Genomic DNA, 21,489 nt, shown 5'->3' on the forward strand with positions numbered 1-21,489 from the left:
GGAGAAGGGTTGGCGAGGGCTTGCCCCACTTCGTGAGGAGGGCATCTTCGGACTTCTGCAAGAAGTTTAATCACTTTGGATAAACCCATCTCCACAAGGGATGGCTCGACCCTTGCTCACGAATCTTGAGCACCTGTTTCTCTAATCGCTGACGTTCTGATTTAGGCAACCCCACCAAGATATTGCGGCTCTGCCAAACGAGAACCGCGATCGTCATCGATACACAAAGCCCCAAACCCATCGCAGGCAAAGGCTGAAAAACAATTCCCCAGCGCACCGCCGCCCAAGTGAAATAGTCTTGAAGCAGCGAAATCGGATAGCGCAAACTCCACAAGCTCAAGCTTCCGATCGTCAGCCACAGACCCAGCACCGTCAGCCATCTGCCATAAACTGTTAGCTCATGGAGTCTTTGCACTGCCGCCTGAAACGTCGGATCTTTTTCAGGCACCTCCGAAGGTCGATCGCTCATAGGTTTAGCTATTCGCCTGCTCTGGTGATCCCACTACCGCGTTTCCGCTGCGTTCTCGCCACAGCGCCAGCAGCGTACTTGCAATAAAGATGCTAGAGTAAGCCCCCATTGTGAAACCGATAATCAGTGCCAGCGCAAAGTTTTTCAGGGTCTCTCCGCCAAAAAAGAAAAGGGCGAATAGCGTTAGCAACACCGTCAGCGTCGTATTGATCGATCGCGTCAACGTCTGATTCACCGCATCGTCTACGACATCATCAATGTGGCGACCAGGATTCAGGACGATCGTTTCGCGCACTCGATCATAAATCACCACTGTGTCGTTGACCGAGAATCCGACGATCGTCAGCAGTGCCACGATAAACAAACTATCTACTTCCATATTCAGCACTAGCCCAAAAATGGAGAAGATGCCGACCGTGATCAGAATGTCGTGAAACAGAGCGACGATCGCAAACACCGCATAGTCAAGCTGGAATCGAAAGCTGAGATAGATCGCAATGCCCGCAAATGAGACAATTAGCGCCAGCAGACCCGACGAGAAAAGCTGCTTCCCTAACGTTGGACCGACGGTATCGATTTGAGTGGTTTTGGGATTAAATTTGCCTACTTTTTCTGCTAGATCGGCTTGAAGCTTCGATCGCTGATCCACATTCAAAGTCACTGTGCGAATTGAAACGGCACGCTGTTCTGATCCCACAACTTGAACGCTGCTGCTGCCTAAACCTTGAGCGTCAAGCACTGATCGCACCGCATCTAAATTGATGGGCTTGTCGCAATTGTTAGGCTGAGTGCAATCGAGTTCGATTTGCAGGCGAGTGCCTCCCACGAAATCTAAACTCGGACGCAGCGGCGCACCGATTTGCTTCCATGAGATCAGCATCGAAATGATGCCCGCAATAATAATTGCCGAAGAAATCGTCCACCAAATTGCCCGTTGGCGAATCACTTGCAGTTTCATGACGCGACCTCAGAAGTTTTTGTGGGTAAATTGGGGCAAAATAATTCTGGTTTGCGAAGTCCTTGAACTCCCAAAACGGCTAACAGAAGGGTGCGGCTACAGGTGAGGGCGGTAAACATACTTACCACGACTCCCAGCGCCAGCGTCAGAGCAAATCCTCTCACCAATCCGGCACCGAGCCAAAACAGCGCCCCACACGCGATTAAAGTCGTGACGTTGCTATCGAGAATGCTAGAGAAAGCGCGGAAAAAGCCCGCTTCGACCGATCGATACAGCGTCTTTCCAGCGCGTAGTTCTTCACGAGTGCGTTCAAAGATCAGCACGTTCGCATCGACTGCCATGCCAATGCTGAGAATGAATCCGGCAATTCCTGGCAAAGTCAGCGTCACACCCAACAAATCAAACGCCGCGAAGGTGAGAAGTGAGTAAATGATTAGGGCGATCGAGGCGATCACTCCGGGCAATCGATAATAAAGCACCATGAACAACAGCACTAATGTCAAACCGCCAATGCCTGCATAAATGCTGCGCTGGATGCTGTCTCGTCCCAAGGTTGCTCCAATGGTGCGGTTCTCAACGATCTCGACCGGAATCGGTAATGCACCTCCTCGAAGCTGCACGGCGAGGTCATTGGCTTGCTCTGCGGTGAATCGCCCTGTGATAGTTGCGCCGCCGCCTGTGATGCCCGCTTGAGCAAACTCCACGCCCACATTGGGAGCGCTGATCAGCCCATTATCGAGAAAAATGCCTAAGCTGCGTCCGGTGCCTGCTAGATTTTTGGTCAGAGTCGCAAATTTCTCGCCGCCCTCTTGATCAAACCGAATCGCCACACTCCAACCATTTGAGTTAGGTGACGTTTCTGGGAAGGCATCTTTAAGGTTTTTCCCGGTGATGCCAGCCGATTCAAAGAGGGCGCTGATCTTTTGATCGGTTGCTTTTAGTTTGGACTGGTTATCGTCGATCGCCGCCTGATCCCCCGCTTTTCTCAGTTCAGGTTGTTTGGCAACTAATTCTTGACGATATTGCTGCTCGATTTGTAATCCTGCTTCGGTTCCTGCCTTTTGCGCTTTAAATTCAAGCTGGGCAGTGCCTCCAAGCACCCGCTCGGCTTGTTGCGGATCGCTGACCCCTGGTAGCTGCACCAAAATTTGGTCATCTCCGACGGTTTGCACAACAGGCTCAGACACGCCTAAGCCATTAATTCGTCCTTCAATCACGCGCTGAACGGCTTCGAGTTCACGCGAGGTAATTTTTTTAATTTCTGCCGTGGGCTTCACCTGAATCGTTAACTGTGAACCCCCTTGCAAGTCCAATCCTAGCCGCACGGGAACCTTGACGATGACGAAGATCGCGACGGCAACCAAAGCCAGGATGAACAGTAGTAATGAACGTTGCCTTGCCATACTGAAACCTGTTGTGACAAACGTTATGATAGCGCTTTGTTACCGCCTCCGTGTAGATGGGGGTCGATCGTCCCTCCCGACCCTGCGATGGCAAGAGGAACATTCTAGAATAGAGACAGAACTCGTTAAGAAATGTAAGGTTTTTTCATGGCTGATCAGTTAATACGGGCAACTGCGGCTGACGGGGGCATCCGGGCTGTGGGCGTGATTACGACTCGACTCACTGAAGAAGCGCGTCAGCGACACAAGCTCTCTTATGTGGCGACAGCGGCTCTGGGGCGGACGATGGCGGGTGGGCTGCTGTTAGCGTCGAGCATGAAGCGAGCAGAGTCACGGGTGAATATTCGAGTCCGGGGCGACGGTCCATTAGGGGGCGTTTTAGCAGACGCGGGATTAGACGGCACCGTGCGCGGCTATGTCGATCACCCAGAAGTGGAGTTGCCGCCCAACGCTAAGGGTAAACTCGATGTCGGCGGCGCGATCGGGCAAGATGGCTATGTCTATGTCGTTCGAGATGTGGGCTATGGCTATCCCTATTCCAGCACCGTCGAACTCGTATCGGGTGAGATTGGCGACGACCTGACAAATTATTTAGCAAGCTCTGAGCAAACGCCTTCCGCGCTGGTGTTGGGCGTGTTTGTCGGGGCAGATGGCGTAACGGCTGCGGGGGGCATTTTGATTCAGGTGATGCCAAAAGCGGCGACTGATGACGAGCTAGTCGCCCTCCTCGAATCTCGAATTGAATCACTGCAAGGGTTTACGCCTCTGCTGCAAGCGGGTAAAACTCTGCCGATGATATTTGAAGATTTATTAGGCGACTTAGGGTTAGAGATTTTGCCAGAAACGCAGATGGTGCGGTTTTACTGTGGATGCTCGTTCGATCGGGTGCTAGGAGCCTTAAAACTGTTGGGCGAGGCAGAACTGCAAGACATGATCGAGAAAGACGAAGGTGCAGAAGCGATTTGTCATTTCTGCGGCGAAGTCTATAAAGCAGACAGTAACCAATTGACCCAACTCATTGGTGAGCTGCGGGACGTGGAAGGTTAATTAACACACTGCGATCGACGATGAATTCCCCAAAGCTGTAGAGACGTTCCGGTGGAACGTCTCCGCCGATTTTGTCGCGACTAATCTGTCCCATACAAAAACAAATTTAGGATGGTTCGATCGCGCCATTCCCTTGGAAACGTGCTCTCAAAAAATGGATCTCAAAACCCAAAGCTTTCTAACAGTTGACTCCGAAACTTTATCAAAGCGCTAGGCTTAAGGAATCCTTGCAACATAAGGTATCAAAATGGCAGCTAAACAGGAATTTGGCAGTTTTCAAGAATTACTCTCCACGTCTGAAGTGCCGCTAGTAGTTGATTTCTATGCGCCTTGGTGTGGTCCTTGTCAACTGATGGCATCGATTTTAGAGCAGGTCAACGACGAGATGAAGCAGCAGATCAAAATCGTCAAAATCAACGTCGATAACTATCCTGATTTAGCGACTCAATATCAGATTCATTCCTTGCCAACCCTTGTGGTTTTCAAGCAAGGACAACCTGTGCAGAAGATTGAGGGCGTTGTGAAATCGCAACAACTCGTTCAACAATTGCAGGCGATCGTCTAATCCCTTTTGCTAAAACCTCGCCTCATATTCAAACACTGCGCGGCTGTCTCCAGAGAAATCAGTCGCACCGCGCAGAATTAGCTGACTGTTGATCCGGTACAGGATGCTGACTTGGGTGGGCTGCTCTGACGTTAACACTCGCAGAATAGAAGTAGACAGACGAGGAGTGATGTCTACTCCTAGCTCGGCGGCGAGACCCAAAGTAGAGTTGCCTCTCCGCTCGTTGTTCAACACGCTGGGGAAGAGACGAAACTCACCAAATCCTAAAGCATTGCCGATAAACCCTTGAACATTAGTCAGCAGGGCAGATCCTGCTAGATTAGCGATGCCGAGAGTGCTGCCACCGCGACCGAGGGTGTTGACAAAACCGCCGCCGATTAGCCCGATAATCTCATTTTGACTGCGACTAGGGCTGCTGGTCAGTTCTAAATTATCAAACAACTGGCTGGCAGGTCCCGCCACCCTTGCCTGAACGCGAACTGTTTGCAGGGAACCCAAGCTCGTTGCCAGCAGAGAATCATCGCGAACCTCGCCCGATTCGCTTCCAGTTGAGATGCGGTTGCGGGTGACTTCGGGCACCGAGGCAATGAGACGAATATTAAGCGTGGGATCGAGTCCCTGACTTGGTGTAAATCGTGCAGTCTGACGATAGCCTCGTGCTAAGACAAACTGAGTGGTGAAGAGATTGACCTGCCCTGAAGTCAGACTAATGATGCCTTCGGGTTCGAGATTGTTGAGCGTTCCGTTGACGTTTAAGCTGCCTTTGGCGAGGAAGTTGATGATCGGGGCACGCGTCACCCGAACTCGATCGCCCAGTTCTAACTTCAGATTTCTAAACTCGATCGCTGGCTCATTTCCGGCTTGACCGCCGCTCGGTGCTGGTGCTGCGCCGCTTGCTGCCGTTGTTTCATCTGAGAGCAGCACCTGTCCATCCGCTAAGCGAATCTCGCCGCCAATTTGAGGACTAAGAGCAGTTCCAGTCACTGCAACGTTGCCGTTTACGCCGCCCTGATAGATGCCTTTGAGGTTAAGAGCAATCTGATTGAGCGAGACCGCTAGCGGTTTGTTGAAATCAGGATCGGTGGCTTCTAGCGTCGAGAAAATTGGCAACACGCCTTGAGCCGCCACCTGACCCTTGCTGAATTGACCTTGCAGCGATTCAACATTGATGCGATCGCGCAAAAATCGAATCGTACCATTCACGCCAGTCAACGGTTCGGGAAGTGCCTGGGCAGCGATCTTGGCGTTAGAAATCACCGCAGAGCCAGTCACATTAGGCTGCAATAAGGTGCCGCTGACTTGTAGATTGACCTGCCCAGTTCCGCCTTGCCACGCGACTTGGGGAGTCAGCAGATTGAGCAGCGCCAGTCCTTCATTTTTGACATCTAGCGTCAAACTAATCTGATTGCTGTTAGGAAAGACCGAGGAAAAAGGCAGTTTGAGGGGAATGTCTCCAGCGATGCGAATCGGTTCGGGTCCTGAGACAGTAATGTCGCTGCCAAAGTTTAGCCGAGCGTTGGCATAGTTAAAACTGCCCGTTGCCGACTGAATCGGAGTGCCGTTGAGATCGCCATCTGCAAGCGTAATTTCTCCGATCGCAAACGGGTTATCGCGAGTGCCCGACAGCGTAGCGGTGGCGTTGAGTTTGCCGCTCACACCGAGCGGGAGCGGATAGAGATTATTGATTTCTTCGATCGGCACGTTGGCGACTTGAAGCTGCCCTGATTGGTTTGCGCCGCCCACATTGCCAGAGAAACTGATAAACGACTGCCCTGACTGGAGGCGCAAAGGCAGCAGATTGACGACTCCATCTGCAAAGCTGCCTCTGGCGATCACCTGCTCGGCGCGCAAAACTCGGTTAGGGTTTTGTATCACCTGATTTTGTGACACCTCTGCAAAAGCAGGATAGGGTCGCCACTCGACGTTTTGCCCCTGCAAGTCAAACTCGGCGCTGACTCCGGTTTTTAGAGATGCCGCAAAGCTGATGGTGCCGCTAAAGATGCCGCGCACGTCTGCTAATTCTGGAATCGTCAGGTTTTGGCGTTGATTCCCCACCTGACGCAGTAGGGCGTTGATTTCAGAAAACCGCCGCAGTTGATCCAGAAGCGGGGATTGAGGCAACCCCACGGCGATCGGGGCTACGTCTGCCGCTTTTCCGTAGGTAGGTGCCTCAATCCCCCGTGAAAAATCGTCCAAACGAAACACTTGCAGGGTTTGCAGCACATCTTCAAGTTTGCCTTGCACGATCGCCACCTTTCCTTCAAAGCGAGGGCTGGCACGCAGATCTAAGTTACCCGCTAGCGTGTAGCGACTGTTGCCTTTCTGCAAACTCGTCTCTGCAAAGCGAATCACATTGCCATTGTTCACCAGTTGGGTACTAATCCGCTCTCCCTGAAATGCCCCGATGCGCGGATTATCAACGGCTAACGCTCCATCAATCACCTGAAGGCGATCGGTGTCGATGTTGAGGGTGCCAGAAAGTTGACCGCCCAGCGTGCCGATCCGCGCCAGTGGCACACCGGGAATCGTCAACCCATCGAGCGGCAACTGCTTTGCCACAAGGCGGAAAATATTGCCCTGTGCGCTGCCGATCAGCGTTGCGTCTCCTCGCCTCACGTTGAGGGAGATGGGCTTGTAGTTGGGATTGAGAGCGAGGGCGATACGATCGCGCTGTCCGGTTACGTTGAGGCTAAATCCCTGACTGGGGGCTAGCCGCAAGTTGCCGTTGAGAACCGGATCAAACGTGATGCCGTTGAGCGAGAGTCCTCGCACTGCCACAGTTCCGACTACACTCGGCGATGCGGGAGTGCCCGTGAGTCTGCCCGTTAGATCGACGCGTCCCGTTAAGTCAGTCACTGGAGGACGAGGAAGCGGCAGGGAGGCGAGAGCGTAATCGGTGGTTTTGATGTTGAGATCGAGGGCTGTGATGGTGGGTGTTCCATCCAGGTTTGCAAAAATGGAGCCATTGGCGCTAAAGCCGGGAGCCGTGGCGCGTTGAACGTTGACTTTACGCCCGTCCCATTGAATCTGAGCGACGATCGGCTGCTCAATCAGCGAGATGCCTTCTGACAATCGCACCTGTCCATCGGCTCGAATCGCAGCGGGTGTTAAGGCATTCACACTGCCAGCGAGGGCAATATCACCGCTCAATAAGCCGCGCAGATCGGGCGAGAAGCGGTTGAGTTGAACGCCATCTCCCCGCACTTGGGCTGTCCAAAGTCCTGCATTTGAAGCGATTTGAGCGTTGACGATGCCATTGCCTTGGGTGAGTTGCGCCCGTCCACTTGCTTGAATATCCGCTAACTGAAACGAACTCGTTGTGCCCGATAGATTAAAGTTACCGCTCACTAATCCTTGCACCTGTGGCGCAAATCGACTGGCTTGCACTCCGACAGCCCGAACGGTTCCTTGCCAGCGATCGCCGACGCTGCGAGCATTTGCAATGACGGTGCCTCCAGCGACTTGAGCCACCACATTTCTTAAAAAGCCATTGCTGCCGATGAGTGCCACTTCTCCGATCGTGGGATAGGTCGCGTCGGGTGCCTGAAACTGGGCAACGGTCTGAACGTTCTCGATCGTGCCAGAAATCCGCGCTTGAGCGTTGAATCGTCCGACGGTGATAGGCGGAGCAGTGCCGTTGTTGTAGAGTCGAGCGATCGTGTCTCCCGGTACGTTGGTTGCCCGAAACCTGAGATCGAGCGATCGGGGTTCATTCAGATCAATTTGTCCTTGACCGACGATCTGCCCCCCGACTGTAGGCGTTGCTTGGATATTTGTGATCGCCAACTTAAGCGCACTGGCATCAAGTCTAAAATTTGCGCTGGCTTTGCTGAGATTGACTCGATCGAGCTTGGCAACTTTCGTATTGGTTACGGTTCCGGTCAAGATTGGCTTGTCGATCGTCCCCGTCAGTTTAGTGTTAGCTCGAACTTCACCCGACGCAGAAAACGGAAGTTGAATTGCAAACGTTTTGAGGAAATCTTCAACCTTAACGGCTTTAACCTGTGCCGCTACATTGAAGCCTTTTTCGGTGTCAACCGTCCCGTTTGCCAACAGCGGAATTTTACCGAGAGACGCTGTGACTTTCTCTAGGGTGATTTGCGTCCCGTCTAGCTGTAAGTTTCCCGCCGCGTTGGTGAAAACCTGCGGCAGTTGCGGCACTTTCATCGTTACGTCTTTAAAGTCTGCCGTTCCCGTTACTAACGGACGATCGTCACCGCTCAGTTTGACGTTGACGTTGCCATTGACGCGACCTTTCTCAAGATCGATCGGAAGTTTAACTAAGCGATCGATTTCCGATACGAGAAAATCCCGTCCTTGAATCTGCAAATTCGATTGCAGTTTTTCTTCTCGAAGCGTTTCACCTTTGAGATTAAAATTGCCGCCGTTGACAGAAGCTCCACTCGCATCGTAGGCAAAGCGACGATTCTGATCCGTGGGTCTAACTTCTCCTGCTACGTCTTTGAGCGTGACTAGCGTTCGGTTATTGCCTCGTTTGGGAGCCGGAGACAACTCGACGTTGGCATCGCGCGTCCGCAAAACATCAAGCTGAGTTTTAATGAACCCCGTGTCTGGTTGATCTTTAATGGTGGTAGAAACCCAGACCCCATTTTTATCTTGCTCGATATAAGCCGTCGGCTTAATCAGCGTCACATCTAACTTTAAAGTGCGACTGAGCAACAGTTGAATCGGATTGAACTTGACCTCGACTGCCTCGACCGAAGCCCGATCGGGATCAGTTGCCGTTGCCGGAATACCACTTTTGCCAAACCGCAGACTATTGATTGAATAGCCCTCAACCTTGCCCAACTCAACCGGACGATCGAGCAACTGCGTCAGATTGGTTTGCACCAAAGGCGCTAACTGCTGCTCGACAAAACGATTGGCAAACCAAACTCCTGCCCCAACGCCCACCACTGACGCAATTCCTAGCGGGATGGCAACACGGGAGACTAGCGATCGTTGTCTGCGAGGGCTTGGGGGCGGGCTGCTTTGCTCAGGAGAATTCGTCATGTAAGAGAAGGTGAGGTCGTCTACTTAAACCTCTATATAGTTACCACACAGGCAATTATTTGTCTTAACAATTTCAAAGCAGTTCTGAGTGGTTTGGAACAGGAACCGTTACGGTTGTTTCCTCGGTTTCTAGTTGCATGATGATATGGCTACCGCGTTGACGAACTTCGACGAAGCCGTTTTCTGTCAGAATGCGATACACCTGCTGCCCTGACAAGACGCGGAGCTTACCCAATGGCAACCTCTAGGCGAGTAATGAAGATTTCGGTGCGTAAGCGTCTTTTCATTTCTGAGGGTTCGGCGACCTCAAAGAAGAGTTCGACTGCTTCAGTCAGATTCTGCTTGGCTGCTTCTACGGTGTCACCTTGACTGGCAATATCGAGTTCAGGACAGAGTGTGACACACATCCGTTGCCTTCGCGCTCAATGATGGCGGTGAAGGGTTATTTGAACGGTGAGGAGTTCATGGCTAATGCTGAGCATGGGATTAGGTCAACCATAACAAATAAAGTTTATTTGAAAGGATTGACGATCGTAAGTTGGTCAGCAACAAATAAACCATCATGCATATCTTCTGAGTAAGGAACGATGGCATCGGTAGACAAAGCACTCATAACAATCAAGCTATCCCAGAACGAAAAACCATATTGCACTCGTAAGCTAGACGCATTCATTATAGTGTCACGATCTAGTTCTACGAGTGTGCAACGACAGTAGAACGAATCGATCGCGAGTTCGATTTGTCTTTCGTTGAACGATGCTTTTCTCATCAAGACAGAGCAGACTTCGTTAATTACTTGGGTGCTAACGATAGCCATGATCAATCCTTCACGGTGAATAGCTCTATTTTACTCATCTCTCATCTCAGCAAAGTGGTCTTGCAATTTGTGGATGAAGCGGTTCCTTCGGAGTTGCGCGAATGCGCTAATCGTGCAAGCCCCGCTACACGGTGGGTTTGCCGACTCACTGAAGGAACCTTCGATCGGCGGCGCAGTTGAGGAAGCAGGCATAGTCCTAAGAGATAGCTTGGCTAATTCTCCCGCACTTTTGTTCAGATTCCCAAAGATTACAAGGCTCGTCATGGTTTTAGTCACAACTAGCCCGATCGTCGTCTCCGCTAACCCTGTGCTAACGAATGGGTTACTTGTGCTGACGAATGGGTTGCTTGTGCTAACGAATGGGTTACCGTTCCTTGTGAAAACCGCAGCGTTGACCACGACAGAGAATCCGTTAGTTACGAATGGGTTCCTTGTGCTAACGAATGGGTTAATTTTTTCAGTAAAAATACTTATCGACCTAACTTAGGCTCGGAAAATCACGAGTCGCCCTCAAAAATTTCTTCAAAGCAACATACGGTTTTGCGCGATTTACGCATTCAAGATGAATGGCGTGAGTGCAAAATATGGCAACGACAGCCGCGAATATGAGATGGCGGGTGGAACTCGCAAAAGCGATCGCATTCGTAGTAAAAGTAAGTTGAACATCTTGCAGGTAAAAATCCTCTTAAACAAAGGGCTTAAGCCCCTTGTCTGCCCAAGATATTTTCTCTAGCATCCATCAAACTTTTTTGCGGACAATTGAAAGATGGCGGTTAGCATTGAGCTAGCAAGAAAAGATACCGCTATCAGTATCTCCCCTCAGTCTGCCTATGATCTCTCGTTACTCTGGTTGCTTATTCATCGCGAGCGTTGCTTGTTTTAGTCTGGTTTCTCAACCCACCTCTCAGCTTTTGGCATCGGCTGCGATCGTGCCTTCTAACCAACTAGCCCAAGCTACGGTTGCCAAACCCGATCCGCTAATCAAGAGCAACAGACCCTCTCAAAAGGACTTGCTTCTAGGACTTTTGGGCGTAACCGCAGCAGCAGGTGTGACCTTTTTGGGGTTGAGACGACGATCGCAGCCAGACTTGCCCGCACCTCAGATCGCAGCAGAGAAGTCTTTGCCACAGCCCGGTTTAGATGACAGTGAGGAGACACCCTTAATTAACGGTCATCATCTCAAAGCGATTTCCGCTTCAGAAGCCTCTAAACACACACCGACCGAATCTAGTCAGATGGAGTCTCCCAAAGTTTCAGAAACGACTCGACTTGCAAAAGTCAATATTGTGGATGAGTTGGTGCGTGAGCTTTGCAGCCCTGACCCGATCGTGCGGCAAAAAGTCATTTGGGAGTTGGGGCAACGGGGAGACACTCGCGCCGTTCAGCCAATGGTTGATTTGATGCTTGACTCTGACTCAAAACAGCGCAGTTTAATCTTGTCTGCGCTGTCTGAGATTGGCACCCGGACGCTCAAACCACTCAGTCGCGCTCTAGCCATTTCTCTTCAAGACGAAAGCCCTGATGTGCGTAAGAATGCGATTCGAGATTTGACCCGCGTGTATGATTTAGTCTCTCAGATCAGTCATTTATTGCACAGCGCCACTGATGACCCCGATCGAGACGTGCAAGAAACCGCAGTTTGGGCATTAGGGCAACTCAATCGCATTCGATCGGTTCCCTCCAACGGTGATCTACCTGCCCTCAAGAACTCGGTGAGTCCCCCAGAGAACTTACCATAGAAGAGGGTTTCATCCTTGGCATTGCTGAATGCAGATATGAAATGTCCTCCTCACGAAGTGGGGCAAAGCTCTTGTCCCCTCTCCTTTTGGGAGAGGGCTAGGGTGAGGGTAAAATCTGTGCTTCATAGATCGATTCAGCAATGCCTCATCCTTCATCCTGACGTTTATGCCGCAATCTAGACATCCGCTCAAATTATTGTTGCTTTCTACATCAGTAGGGGCATTGGGTTCGGGGCTTGGCGGCGGCGTTGAATTGACGCTCAAAAACATTGCTCACGCCTTACAGCAGCGAGGACATCAGATTACGATCGTCGCTCCCTCCAACTCGGTTCTCGAAGGCGTATTTCTGGTGACGATCGCCGGAGAACTCCAAACCACCGCCCAAACTCAAGGACGCGATGCCCCCATCACGCTTCCTAACGACTCAGTGCTGGCAAATATGTGGGCGTATGCACGTCAGCACCAACCCGACTATGATCTGCTGATTAACTTTGCCTACGATTGGTTGCCGTTCTATGTGACCCCGTTTTTTGACCGCCCGATCGCTCATCTCGTCAGCATGGGTTCGCTCACCGACGCAATGGATCAAGTTATCGAACAAGTCGCCCTTGAGTTTCCGGGCACGATCGCCGTTCACAGTCACGCCCAGGCAAAAACCTTTGAGTTTGCAGATCAGTGTCGCAACGTGCAAAACGGCTTTGACTTGTCGCTCTATAAGTTTTGTGCTCGACCCAAACATCAACTTGCCTGGGTTGGGCGAATCGCGCCAGAAAAAGGTTTAGAAGATGCCGTAGCGGCGGCTCAAATCGTCGGCACTCCGCTGAAAATTTGGGGCGTGATTCAAGACACCGCTTACTGGAATCAGATTTGTGCAGATTATCCCGATGCGCCGATCGACTATTGCGGATTTCTGCCCACTTCAGAATTGCAGCACAGGTTAGGACAATCACAGGCGCTATTGATGACCCCTCGCTGGATCGAAGCCTTTGGAAACGTGGCGATCGAAGCCCTCGCCTGTGGAGTGCCCGTGATTGCCTATCGTCGCGGCGGTCCTACAGAAATCGTCCGCGATGGTGAGACTGGCTGGCTGGTAGAACCCGATCGTGTCGATGAATTAGTGAGCGCAATCTCGAAGTTAGATCGGCTCGATCGTCCAGCGTGTCGTCGCCAAGCCGAAGCCGAATATTCGTTAGACGCGATGGGCGATCGACTCGAAGCGTGGTTTGAAGCAATTCTAAAAAGGGTTTGAGACATGAAACGCTGTCAACCTCCTGCCCCGCTCAAGCCCGGTGATCTGCTGCGAGTCATTTCGCCGAGCGGCACTTTGAGAGAAATGAGTGCCCTTGAGCTAGGCGTAGAGGTGTGGCGCAAGCGAGGCTATCGAGTCGAATCAACCCCCGGATTTGACGATCGCCACGGCTATCTCGCCGGAACTGACGTAAACCGCCGCACACAGCTAGAGATTGCCCTCAACGATCCAGAGTGTAAAGGCATCCTCTGTGCCAGAGGCGGATATGGAGGAGCCAGACTGCTCGAAGATTGGACGTTTCCCTCAACAGATCCTAAGTGGCTAATCGGATTTTCTGACATCACCAGCCTGCTGTGGAGCTTTAGCCTTCAGGGAATTTCTGGAGTTCATGCGCCATTGTTGACAACGATCTCCGCCGAGCCAGATTGGTCAAAAGAACGATTGTTTGATTGGGTCGAAGGTCGTCCGTTACGATCGCTCACAGGCTCCGGTTGGGGTGGCGGACAGGCAACTGGATTGTTACTTCCAGCCAATCTAACCGTTGCTACTCATATTCTCAATACGCCCTTACAACCTGATCTGTCGGGCATCGTTCTAGCGTTAGAGGATGTGAGTGAAGCCCCTTATCGCATCGATCGAATGTTGACTCAGTGGCGATTATCGGGTGCATTCCAAAAAGTCTGCGCGATCGCGTTGGGGCGTTTTAGTCAATGCAATCCACCGAGCAACATTCCCAGCTTTACCACGAATGAAGTATTACACGATCGTCTCAGTGACTTAGGAATCCCGATCGTCTCTGATCTGCCTTTTGGTCACGATGGCGAAAATGCTGCTTTACCCGTTGGAGTTCCGGTTTTGTTAGATGGCGATCGCGGGATTCTCAGTTTTGATCCGTTGCGTTAGCGTTAACGATTCGCTTGTTTACATCCCGAATAGATTGATTTGCAACTCCCCAAATTCCTGCAAGCAAAACCCAGCCCAATGTATTAATCCGCGCATCAAACAGCGTGATATCCAAAAAACTAAACAGCGTACAGGCAGCGAATGCCATCAAAAACGTGAAATAAATCAGTCGATCGCCGTTCAGAGTTCGCAGCGCTAACACTCCCTGAGCCATCACCCAACCCACCAAGCCATACAGCAATAGCGCCGCCGGGATTCCCGCTTCAGCCGACATCATCAGCAACAGATTGTGCGGATGCCCCAGCCAATAGTGCATCTGAGCATCATAGAGTTGCGTAAAGTTTCGCAGCCCCCATCCGGTTAAAGGACGCTGTTGCGTGAGTGACCAGGCAAACTTCCACTGCGTCGATCGCAGTTGGGCAACGGGGCGATCTTGATACATCTGGTCATTCAATCTCGCCCAAAAAAACGCTGGCACAACGACCCGAAACCAAGTCTGAAACGGAAGCGGCGCAAACGCGGCTCCTAGCATCACTCCGGCAACGGCTGCAACGATTCCAACAATCCAACGCCAGCCTTGATAGAGGGCAAAGGCGAGACAAGCCAGCAGCGCGATCGCCCAAGCATTGCGAGAGTTGGTGAGAATCAGCGCGATCGCGTCGATCGCCATCACACTTCCCAAGAAATACCAGAGCCGAGTTTGGCGTTTAGCTTCAACCCACAGCCCCAACCCCAACACAAACACCATCACAAAATAGCTAGCCAACACATTGGCATAGGTAAACACAGAAGCCATGCGTCCGGGAGGGTTACCCGTGGGTGCGATCGTCCATTCAATCAAGCCCCACAGCAGAGAAGGATGTCCGCCCCAGCTTAAATAGAGTTGCCCAAAGCCAATCAGCGTCACCGGAATCGAAGTCAAAACCAGAGTCCAGGCGATGCGCCGCAGTTGATCAGAAGTCTGAATCAAGCCCCCCAGAGCCGGAAACACGATGAAAAAGGGCAAAAAGTTAAACAGCCCCAGAAACGCATTCTCGCGGTCGAACGCAACGCAAGCGGTAAACAGCAACCACACACCCAGCGCTGCGAATCCGAGATTAAGCGGCTGACGAATTAGGAATTTACCCTGCCGTCTCCAAATATCCAACGACGTGACCAGCAGCGCAACGCCGCCCAAAAAAGCGCTGAAAGGCAACAGAAACAACCCGATTTGAACGACGTTCCAGTGTCTTTGAAGCGCACGATCGGGGTGATCTTGAAGTCGAACGCCCAAAATCGTTCTCAAATCGCCTCAAAACACTCAGAGCGAGTTAAGCGAATCTGTGCCAATGCAAACACTGTCGGAATCACTCGACCGTAATTCGTAGAAATCGATCGCCACCCCAAATCAGCTAAAAACCACGCCCACATTGCCGAGCCAGCCACCGCAAACACCGTCCGAGCCGCTCCATATCGGGCTGCGCTCACCGCCATTCCATGCCGCGCCATTCGCATCGACACATAGTTTTGAAACTGAGTTGCCGCTACAACGCCTCCTTGAGCCAGGGTTTCTTTGGCGATTTGATAACTGGCAAAATGCAGCGCAAACTGACGAGCCACGTGCTGCAACAGCATGGGTCGCACCAGCGAACTAATCGCGATCGCGCCGCCGCCCTTTAAGACTAGATTTAAGGGATCATTCTGCACCGGGAGCGGCAGTTGACTGGCAAGACTCGACTGCGAGACCGATCGCTGCACCCGTCGCGTCAAAACACTCTTTTCTGACGCGGGAAGCTGCTTCCAGGCGCGGTTGAGCAAGCTGAGAAAGATTTCGGCTTCTAAATCAGTGGTGGACATTGAGCCAGCGTAGGGCAGCTTCAAATAGCGACAGACTTGGATCAAAATCTGGCGATAGCTCACCTGACCCGTTTGGCGACGCAGCACCGTCACGCCATCAGCTCCCAAATAGCGAAAGCGATCGTCGATCGCATCGAGCCAATCTTCGCGATCTTGACTCTGCACCTCGATCGGGTTGGGCGTTCTGACGTAATCTAACGGGTTAAACTTGGGACGGAACAAAATTTCTGTCAAGTCCCGCAACTCGTCTTCCGTCGCTAACTCTAACGCGGTTCTCAGTTCGTCCACTCGTAGGCTCCTCTAGTGCAGGGTGATGGCAACCTCCCACATTCTACATAAAGGCAGGGGAGAGTTATTGATTCTTTCGATTATAGGAAACTCAAAACTCTTTTATCATGACCGATTCTCACTTTGATATTGCTGTAATTGGCGCAGGGGTAGCGGGTCTAACCTGTGCTCAGCAACTCCACCAGGCAGGCTATCGCGTCGTGGTGATTGAGAAATCTCGTGGAATGGGAGGGCGCTTGGCAACTCGACGGTTGCAGGGCACTCATGCCGATCATGGGGTGTGTTACTTAAAGCCCAAAGACGATCGCTTCAAAGCCCTAATTACAACGCTGCTCAATCGCTCGATTCTGCAACCTTGGACTGACACTATCTACGAACTCAATGCTGAAGGTCAACTAATCGCGCCTCCCGAAGCTGATCGCGATTCGCGCTATGCCTCGCCGACTGGAATCTCGACGATCGCCAAGTTTCTCGGCACTGGACTAACCATCCATCTCAATCAGCGAGTCGAAGCTATTCGTCCAGTTAATCAGACTTGGGAATTGCAGGTTGAACCCGATGGAACTCGATCGGGGATCACAGCAACCGCGATCATCAGCGCAATTCCGGCGACCCAAGCGGTGACGTTATTAGAACGTATTCCAGAAAGTGCAGAAGTCTTGACTCGGCTGCGATCGATTCAATTTTCGGCTTGCATTAGCGCGATCGCCGTCTACTCCCCACAAGACCTGTCAGCCATTCCCTGGAAAGGGGTGACCAGCATCCACGATCCAGAAATCGGATGGGTCGGGTTAGATAGCAGCAAGCAAAATTCACCGTCCCAGCCTGTCGTCGTTGTTCAAAGCACGGCTGCGTTTGCAAATCGTCATTTAGAAACCACTGACCTGCATCCGATCGGACAAGCACTCTTAAACAGAGCCGCTCAATTTCTAGAACCCTGGTTAGCGACTCCCGAAGTTCTGCAAGTTCATCGCTGGCGCTATGCGTTTCCGATCAATCCTTTGACCGAGCCGTTTTTGAGCGCCAACACGACCTCACCATTACTATTCACAGGCGATTGGTGTGGCGGAAATCGAGTCGAAAGCGCTTTCTTAGCAGGATCGTCAACCGCGAAGCAAATCAACAGCCAACTGCACACCCGATCGCTGCCCGATCGCTTTTGGGAGACGATCTACTAACCATTAAAATTCCCCAAACCAGTGCGGCTTGGGGATGGGGTGAGATTCACTGATCTGCACATTCGAGGAGAGGGGCACAACCTGGTTGAACTCTCAGCCCGTCTAAAGATTTAGCGATTTGAACTTCAAATCTCTAGACATCAGCAGCGCCTTCATTGCCTCTGCCGCCTGCACCTTCTTGATCGCCTTCAGCATCATCCATACGGTTGCTGTCGTAGCGTCTTCCTCTGGTCATCCGACCCGTGTTGGTGCGCTTACGAAACTTACGAGCATAAGCCTGGTTGCGGAGAGCTTTTTCTTTTTTTTGGTTGCGGCGCTTAGCCATGTTTACCCCTTTGAGACATCTATTAGCGAATGGTGTAAATGACGATCGTAGTTTTTGAGAACTCGGTTTAGCTCTCAGAAAAAGAGTTAGAGAATCACTCTAACATAATCTCGATGGTCATTCAGACTACAGGGTATCGCGAAATCGTGGATTTTTCTCACAGCCTGATCAAGTCTGCTGCGAGGGCTAGTGCATCTTCACGGGTTGTAATCTTGCCTTCTGCCCGTGCCAGTTGCAAAGCCGCCAATAGCTGCCCGATGCGAGGTCCTGCTACCAGGTTTAGGGCACTCATCAAATCCTGTCCGGTCAACAAAGGAGTCGGATGAGCAACCGGATCGTCTGCGTTTAAGAACCGTCGAATCAGCATTGAAATCGCTTCTAAAGGAGTTCCGGCGGCGATCGCTAAAATCGCCAACGCGGGAAACGTCGCCCCCACTTCCTTAAAGAAAAAATACTGGTCTGCCAATGTCCATTCCTCGATCGGACTGCCAGCATCAAATCGAGGCAACTCCTTCAGTGCAACGCTCACCGACTGAATCTCAGCCCGACTGTATTTTAATCGCCATAGCTGCGCCTCCGCCTGCTGGGGGTCAGACGCTAACAGGCTGGCTAACTTAGCGATCGTCAGCCAAGTCCGAGCCGACCCAGACGCTTTCGGTTCAGACTGACCCGCATTTGACGGTGACCCGCCCCGAATGCTCCGAGCTAGTTCGGTGGCAAATTCAGCCCAGGTTTCTTGGAAAATTACCGTAGTCTGATCGATCCCAAGCAGTCGCGCCAAACTTTGGGCATCGGCACTCGGAAACCAATCGTGCAGCAGCCCATCTTGCCAAGCTGCGTTTAGCCAAGGCGTGCCGCGATCGCTGCTCAACAAATAGTTCAACTCAGACTGCACTCGCTCTGCCGCAATCTGCCGCAGTTTAGGAGCCAGTTGCCGAATCACCCGCTGAGTTTCTGGCTCTAACGAAAATCCTAGCTGGGCAGCCTGACGATACGCCCGTAGTAACCTTAACGGGTCTTCTGCCAGATTTTCTGCACACACCATGCGAAGCAGCCCGCGTTTGAGGTCGATGTGACCTTGAAGCGGGTCGAGCAGTTGAGCCGTGTGGGGGTTGTAAGCGATCGCGTTCACCGTGAAGTCTCGTCGCCGCAGATCGGCATCCAAACTAGCGCCGACCTGCTGGGCAAAATCTGCCGTTCCTTGCTCAAAGACCACTCGTGCAATTTGGCGATCGGCATCTAGCAAGACAAACCCGGCTCGATAGTGACGCGCGATCGCCTGAGCGGTTTCAACTGCACCCGTCGGCAGCACAAAATCTAAATCGAGATAGTCAGAAGGGCGATCGAGCAACGCATCGCGAACGGTTCCTCCGACTAGACAGGCAGAGGGTGGCAGCCAGTTGAGGCTAAAGGGCCAGGTTTCAGGAGATAGGGCAGAAGAGGCAACCAAAACGTCTTGCCAACAATCTAAACGGTGATTCAATGCAAACTCATCCCAAACACAATGCTTGCGAAACAACTTTGTGAAACAGAATCAGACTGCAACACGCTTTTATCCGGCAGATCTTTAGTATGACGATTCAAGATTGAAGAAGGGTGAGCGTCTGGCAGAAATCCACTAATCTCGGACTCGATCGCGCAGACAAACTGATTGAGCACCGTCTCCCAAATGAGCGACATAAATCAACCTGAAAGCCCATGATCAATTCGTTCGCCTGAGTTAGAGTAACAGAAAAGCATCTCGATTCCCGATTCGTCTCTAAGAGTCAGAACGCCACTCTAATTTTTAGTGATCACAAAGAGATTGACCCCCATGTGTATTTGCGTAAACTGCCACTATGTAGACCGTTGCACCACCTACCACGCGGTCGAAGATCAGCACGAGCAGGCTCACCTAACCGAAACTCCAGATTTTGAGGCATCTGAGCCAACCATCAACGTCAACATTCGCGATCGCACTGACTACATTGAGATGGAGTGGGATGTGGTAGGCTGCCTGAGCTTTCAAAAAGAGCAAGGCAAGTGGGCAAAACTGCGCCCTGGAGAACTCGTCCCCACTTGACAATCTGGAGGAATGACACAAATCTTTAACTCATAAAAGTAATTAGATCTCAAAGGTTGGGAACAGTAGGGCGAAAATCAATACCTGTCCTCTACTAAACTCAGCTTAGATTTATGAGCCTTCCTTCTGCCAATCGTTCAGCGGTCTTTGCGATCGCGCTGACTGTTGGTTTTGCATCGTCTCTCGTCGGCATCTCATCCGCAGTTGCTCAAACTGAAGCTCCCGCGTCGATCACGGCTCCTCTTCCACTAGCGCCTCAGCCCCTTGAAGCGGCTAAAACTCAGCAAGAAGCTCAGAAATTCTATAGTCAAGGAGAAGGCAAAGCCAGAGCCGCAGATTATCGCGGCGCATTAGAAGACTATAACCAGGCGCTTCGACTTAATCCTGATTTTAGTCAGGGTTATGTGGCGCGAGGAGTGGCGCGATCGAATATCGGCGATCAGTCTGGTGCCCTCGAAGATTTCGATCAGGCGATTAGACTTAACCCTGCCGACGCGACCGCCTATGCTCAGAGAGGAACCACCCGCGTCAAGTTGGGCAACCCTGAAGGAGCGCTAGCAGACTTAGACAAAGCCCTAGAGTTAGATCCCAATTTAGCAGCAGCTTACGTGAATCGGGGCTATGTGCGATCGCAGGCTAACGATGCAGATAGCGCGATCGCTGATTTTGATCAAGCGCTGCGAATTCAGCCCAGCTATGCGCCTGCCTTACTGAATCGCGGGTTTGCCTATTTCACCAAGGGCGATCGTCAAGCCGCCATCAGTGACTTTAACCAAGCGATCAAACTTCAGCCCAATTACGCTGAGGCTTATATTAGTCGAGGCACCCTCAATTATGAGATAGGCGAAGATGATGCAGCCGTTAAAGATTTCAGTCAAGCTATTCGCCTCAATCCCACCAATGGATCTGCTTACTACGATCGGGGATTAGCCCACTCTAAGCTTGGCAATCTCGAAGCCGCCCAAGCAGACTTTACAAAAGTGGTGCAACTCACGCCTGATAAGCCAGAAGTCTTTCTGCAACGGGGCATGGTCTACGCGGCTCTCGAAGATCCTCAAAGTGCGATCGCAGACTATAACCAAGCGCTCAAACTCAAGCCCGACTACGCCGAAGCGCTCAAAAGTCGGGGTGACTTGCTCACCGCAACCGGAGACAAACAAGGCGCACTCAAAGACTATGACCAAGCCGTGCAGGTGCGGTCTACCTTTGCGTCTGCTTATACAAGCCGCGCTGAAACTCGATCGCAGCTCGGCGATCGTCAGGGCGCAATCTCAGACTACAGTCAAGCCGTCAGCCTCAACGCCAACGATGCCACAGCTTTTGAGAAGCGGGGCAAAGCCAGAATGGAGATGGGCGACGAGAGAGGCGCGATCGCAGACTTTTCTCAAACGCTGCGCATTGATGCGAGTGTGGCAGATGCTTACTACAATCGCGGAGTCTTGCTCGCCAAGTTGGGCAACCGACCCGACGCGATCGCTGATTTGCGCCAAGCAGGGGAGCTTTATCTTCAACAGGGTCAAGCAGATGGCTATCGCAACACGATCGACCAAATCAGTCAGTTAAAGAACCTCTAAGTAGGCGGACAGAATCAACGGTAAGACGCGTTTCGGCTCTGCTCAACGCTCAAAGCCAGAACT

At 51.8% G+C, this 21,489-nt stretch carries 22 protein-coding genes; 9 read left to right on the plus strand and 13 right to left on the minus strand.

The features are described 5' to 3' along the window. Window positions 1-70 precede the first annotated feature (70 nt). The 3 genes from A8707_RS17775 to secD are packed head-to-tail and all read right to left on the minus strand — an operon-like array spanning window position 71 to window position 2,830. Window positions 71-469, minus strand: a complete 399-nt coding sequence (locus A8707_RS17775; RefSeq protein WP_068818544.1) for a hypothetical protein — start codon at window positions 467-469, stop codon at window positions 71-73. A gap of 4 nt (window positions 470-473) precedes the next feature. Continuing rightward, on the minus strand, window positions 474-1,427 hold the full coding sequence (gene secF / locus A8707_RS17780) for a protein translocase subunit SecF (RefSeq protein WP_068818545.1): 954 nt from the start codon (window positions 1,425-1,427) through the stop codon (window positions 474-476). Beyond that, on the minus strand, window positions 1,424-2,830 hold the full coding sequence (secD, locus tag A8707_RS17785; protein ID WP_068818546.1) for a protein translocase subunit SecD: 1,407 nt from the start codon (window positions 2,828-2,830) through the stop codon (window positions 1,424-1,426). The genes secF and secD overlap by 4 nt, the downstream gene beginning before the upstream one ends. Window positions 2,831-2,977: 147 nt before the next feature. Between secD and hslO the strand changes: the two genes are divergently transcribed. After that, complete coding sequence (gene hslO, locus A8707_RS17790) at window positions 2,978-3,877, plus strand: Hsp33 family molecular chaperone HslO (protein WP_068818547.1); 900 nt, start codon at window positions 2,978-2,980, stop codon at window positions 3,875-3,877. Here hslO and A8707_RS30270 read toward each other — a convergent pair. Then, entirely contained in the window at window positions 3,846-3,971 is a 126-nt protein-coding gene (locus tag A8707_RS30270) for a hypothetical protein (protein WP_269452739.1), read from the minus strand. The genes hslO and A8707_RS30270 overlap by 32 nt on opposite strands. Window positions 3,972-4,124: 153 nt before the next feature. Here A8707_RS30270 and trxA point away from each other — a divergent pair, with 153 nt between their 5' ends. Then, window positions 4,125-4,442: a thioredoxin gene (gene trxA / locus A8707_RS17795; protein WP_068818548.1), complete on the plus strand. Its 318-nt coding sequence runs from the start codon at window positions 4,125-4,127 to the stop codon at window positions 4,440-4,442. 9 nt (window positions 4,443-4,451) lie between these two features. Here the strand turns inward: trxA and A8707_RS17800 are convergent, their stop codons facing one another. The 4 genes from A8707_RS17800 to A8707_RS17810 form a co-directional block, all read right to left on the minus strand. Further along, window positions 4,452-9,455, minus strand: a complete 5,004-nt coding sequence (locus tag A8707_RS17800) for a translocation/assembly module TamB domain-containing protein (protein WP_068818549.1) — start codon at window positions 9,453-9,455, stop codon at window positions 4,452-4,454. A gap of 73 nt (window positions 9,456-9,528) precedes the next feature. After that, window positions 9,529-9,690, minus strand: a complete 162-nt coding sequence (locus tag A8707_RS26980; protein ID WP_074382524.1) for a type II toxin-antitoxin system HicA family toxin — start codon at window positions 9,688-9,690, stop codon at window positions 9,529-9,531. Continuing rightward, entirely contained in the window at window positions 9,683-9,862 is a 180-nt protein-coding gene (locus A8707_RS17805; RefSeq protein WP_231948130.1) for a type II toxin-antitoxin system HicB family antitoxin, read from the minus strand. The genes A8707_RS26980 and A8707_RS17805 overlap by 8 nt, the downstream gene beginning before the upstream one ends. Window positions 9,863-9,966: 104 nt before the next feature. Continuing rightward, a complete protein-coding gene (locus A8707_RS17810; RefSeq protein ID WP_082906416.1) occupies window positions 9,967-10,272 on the minus strand; it encodes a PIN domain-containing protein in 306 nt (101 codons plus the stop codon). A gap of 562 nt (window positions 10,273-10,834) precedes the next feature. Here A8707_RS17810 and A8707_RS29810 point away from each other — a divergent pair. The 4 genes from A8707_RS29810 (at window position 10,835) to A8707_RS17830 (ending at window position 14,163) form a co-directional block, all read left to right on the plus strand. After that, on the plus strand, window positions 10,835-11,005 hold the full coding sequence (locus tag A8707_RS29810; protein ID WP_231948131.1) for a hypothetical protein: 171 nt from the start codon (window positions 10,835-10,837) through the stop codon (window positions 11,003-11,005). 97 nt (window positions 11,006-11,102) lie between these two features. Beyond that, complete coding sequence (locus tag A8707_RS17820) at window positions 11,103-12,011, plus strand: HEAT repeat domain-containing protein (RefSeq protein ID WP_068818551.1); 909 nt, start codon at window positions 11,103-11,105, stop codon at window positions 12,009-12,011. Between the two features lie 166 nt (window positions 12,012-12,177). Next, window positions 12,178-13,260 carry a glycosyltransferase family 4 protein gene (locus tag A8707_RS17825; RefSeq protein WP_068818552.1) on the plus strand — a complete coding sequence of 361 codons (1,083 nt, stop codon included), beginning with the start codon at window positions 12,178-12,180 and terminating at the stop codon, window positions 13,258-13,260. Between the two features lie 3 nt (window positions 13,261-13,263). Further along, window positions 13,264-14,163: a S66 peptidase family protein gene (locus A8707_RS17830; protein WP_068818553.1), complete on the plus strand. Its 900-nt coding sequence runs from the start codon at window positions 13,264-13,266 to the stop codon at window positions 14,161-14,163. Here A8707_RS17830 and A8707_RS17835 read toward each other — a convergent pair. Together A8707_RS17835 and A8707_RS17840 are read right to left on the minus strand one after the other, a co-directional pair. Next, the gene (locus tag A8707_RS17835) at window positions 14,141-15,448 is read right to left on the minus strand and encodes an O-antigen ligase family protein (RefSeq protein ID WP_068818554.1); all 1,308 of its coding nucleotides are present in this window, start codon (window positions 15,446-15,448) and stop codon (window positions 14,141-14,143) included. The genes A8707_RS17830 and A8707_RS17835 overlap by 23 nt on opposite strands. Further along, window positions 15,445-16,287 carry a YaaW family protein gene (locus A8707_RS17840; RefSeq protein ID WP_068818555.1) on the minus strand — a complete coding sequence of 281 codons (843 nt, stop codon included), beginning with the start codon at window positions 16,285-16,287 and terminating at the stop codon, window positions 15,445-15,447. Before A8707_RS17840 ends, A8707_RS17835 begins: the two co-directional genes overlap by 4 nt. A 107-nt stretch (window positions 16,288-16,394) precedes the next feature. On the opposite strand from A8707_RS17840, the gene A8707_RS17845 reads away from it, so the two are divergent. Then, window positions 16,395-17,465, plus strand: coding sequence for an NAD(P)/FAD-dependent oxidoreductase (locus A8707_RS17845; RefSeq protein ID WP_068818556.1), 1,071 nt, complete (start codon window positions 16,395-16,397; stop codon window positions 17,463-17,465). 133 nt (window positions 17,466-17,598) lie between these two features. Here A8707_RS17845 and A8707_RS17850 read toward each other — a convergent pair whose 3' ends face one another. The 3 genes from A8707_RS17850 to A8707_RS17860 all read right to left on the minus strand — a co-directional run bounded on the left by A8707_RS17850 (window position 17,599) and on the right by A8707_RS17860 (window position 19,470). Continuing rightward, window positions 17,599-17,790, minus strand: a complete 192-nt coding sequence (locus A8707_RS17850; protein ID WP_068818557.1) for a hypothetical protein — start codon at window positions 17,788-17,790, stop codon at window positions 17,599-17,601. A gap of 157 nt (window positions 17,791-17,947) precedes the next feature. Beyond that, window positions 17,948-19,273, minus strand: coding sequence for a tRNA nucleotidyltransferase/poly(A) polymerase family protein (locus A8707_RS17855; protein ID WP_068818558.1), 1,326 nt, complete (start codon window positions 19,271-19,273; stop codon window positions 17,948-17,950). Beyond that, the gene (locus A8707_RS17860; RefSeq protein WP_068818559.1) at window positions 19,270-19,470 is read right to left on the minus strand and encodes a hypothetical protein; all 201 of its coding nucleotides are present in this window, start codon (window positions 19,468-19,470) and stop codon (window positions 19,270-19,272) included. Before A8707_RS17860 ends, A8707_RS17855 begins: the two co-directional genes overlap by 4 nt. 133 nt (window positions 19,471-19,603) lie before the next feature. On the opposite strand from A8707_RS17860, the gene A8707_RS17865 reads away from it, so the two are divergent. Together A8707_RS17865 and A8707_RS17870 are read left to right on the plus strand one after the other, a co-directional pair. After that, window positions 19,604-19,852: a Ycf34 family protein gene (locus A8707_RS17865; protein WP_068818560.1), complete on the plus strand. Its 249-nt coding sequence runs from the start codon at window positions 19,604-19,606 to the stop codon at window positions 19,850-19,852. Window positions 19,853-19,965: 113 nt separating this feature from the next. Further along, on the plus strand, window positions 19,966-21,426 hold the full coding sequence (locus tag A8707_RS17870) for a tetratricopeptide repeat protein (protein WP_068818561.1): 1,461 nt from the start codon (window positions 19,966-19,968) through the stop codon (window positions 21,424-21,426). Window positions 21,427-21,489 lie beyond the last annotated feature (63 nt).

Origin of the sequence: Phormidesmis priestleyi BC1401 (genome assembly GCF_001650195.1) — a bacterium.
Lineage (GTDB): Bacteria > Cyanobacteriota > Cyanobacteriia > Leptolyngbyales > Leptolyngbyaceae > Phormidesmis_A > Phormidesmis_A priestleyi_B.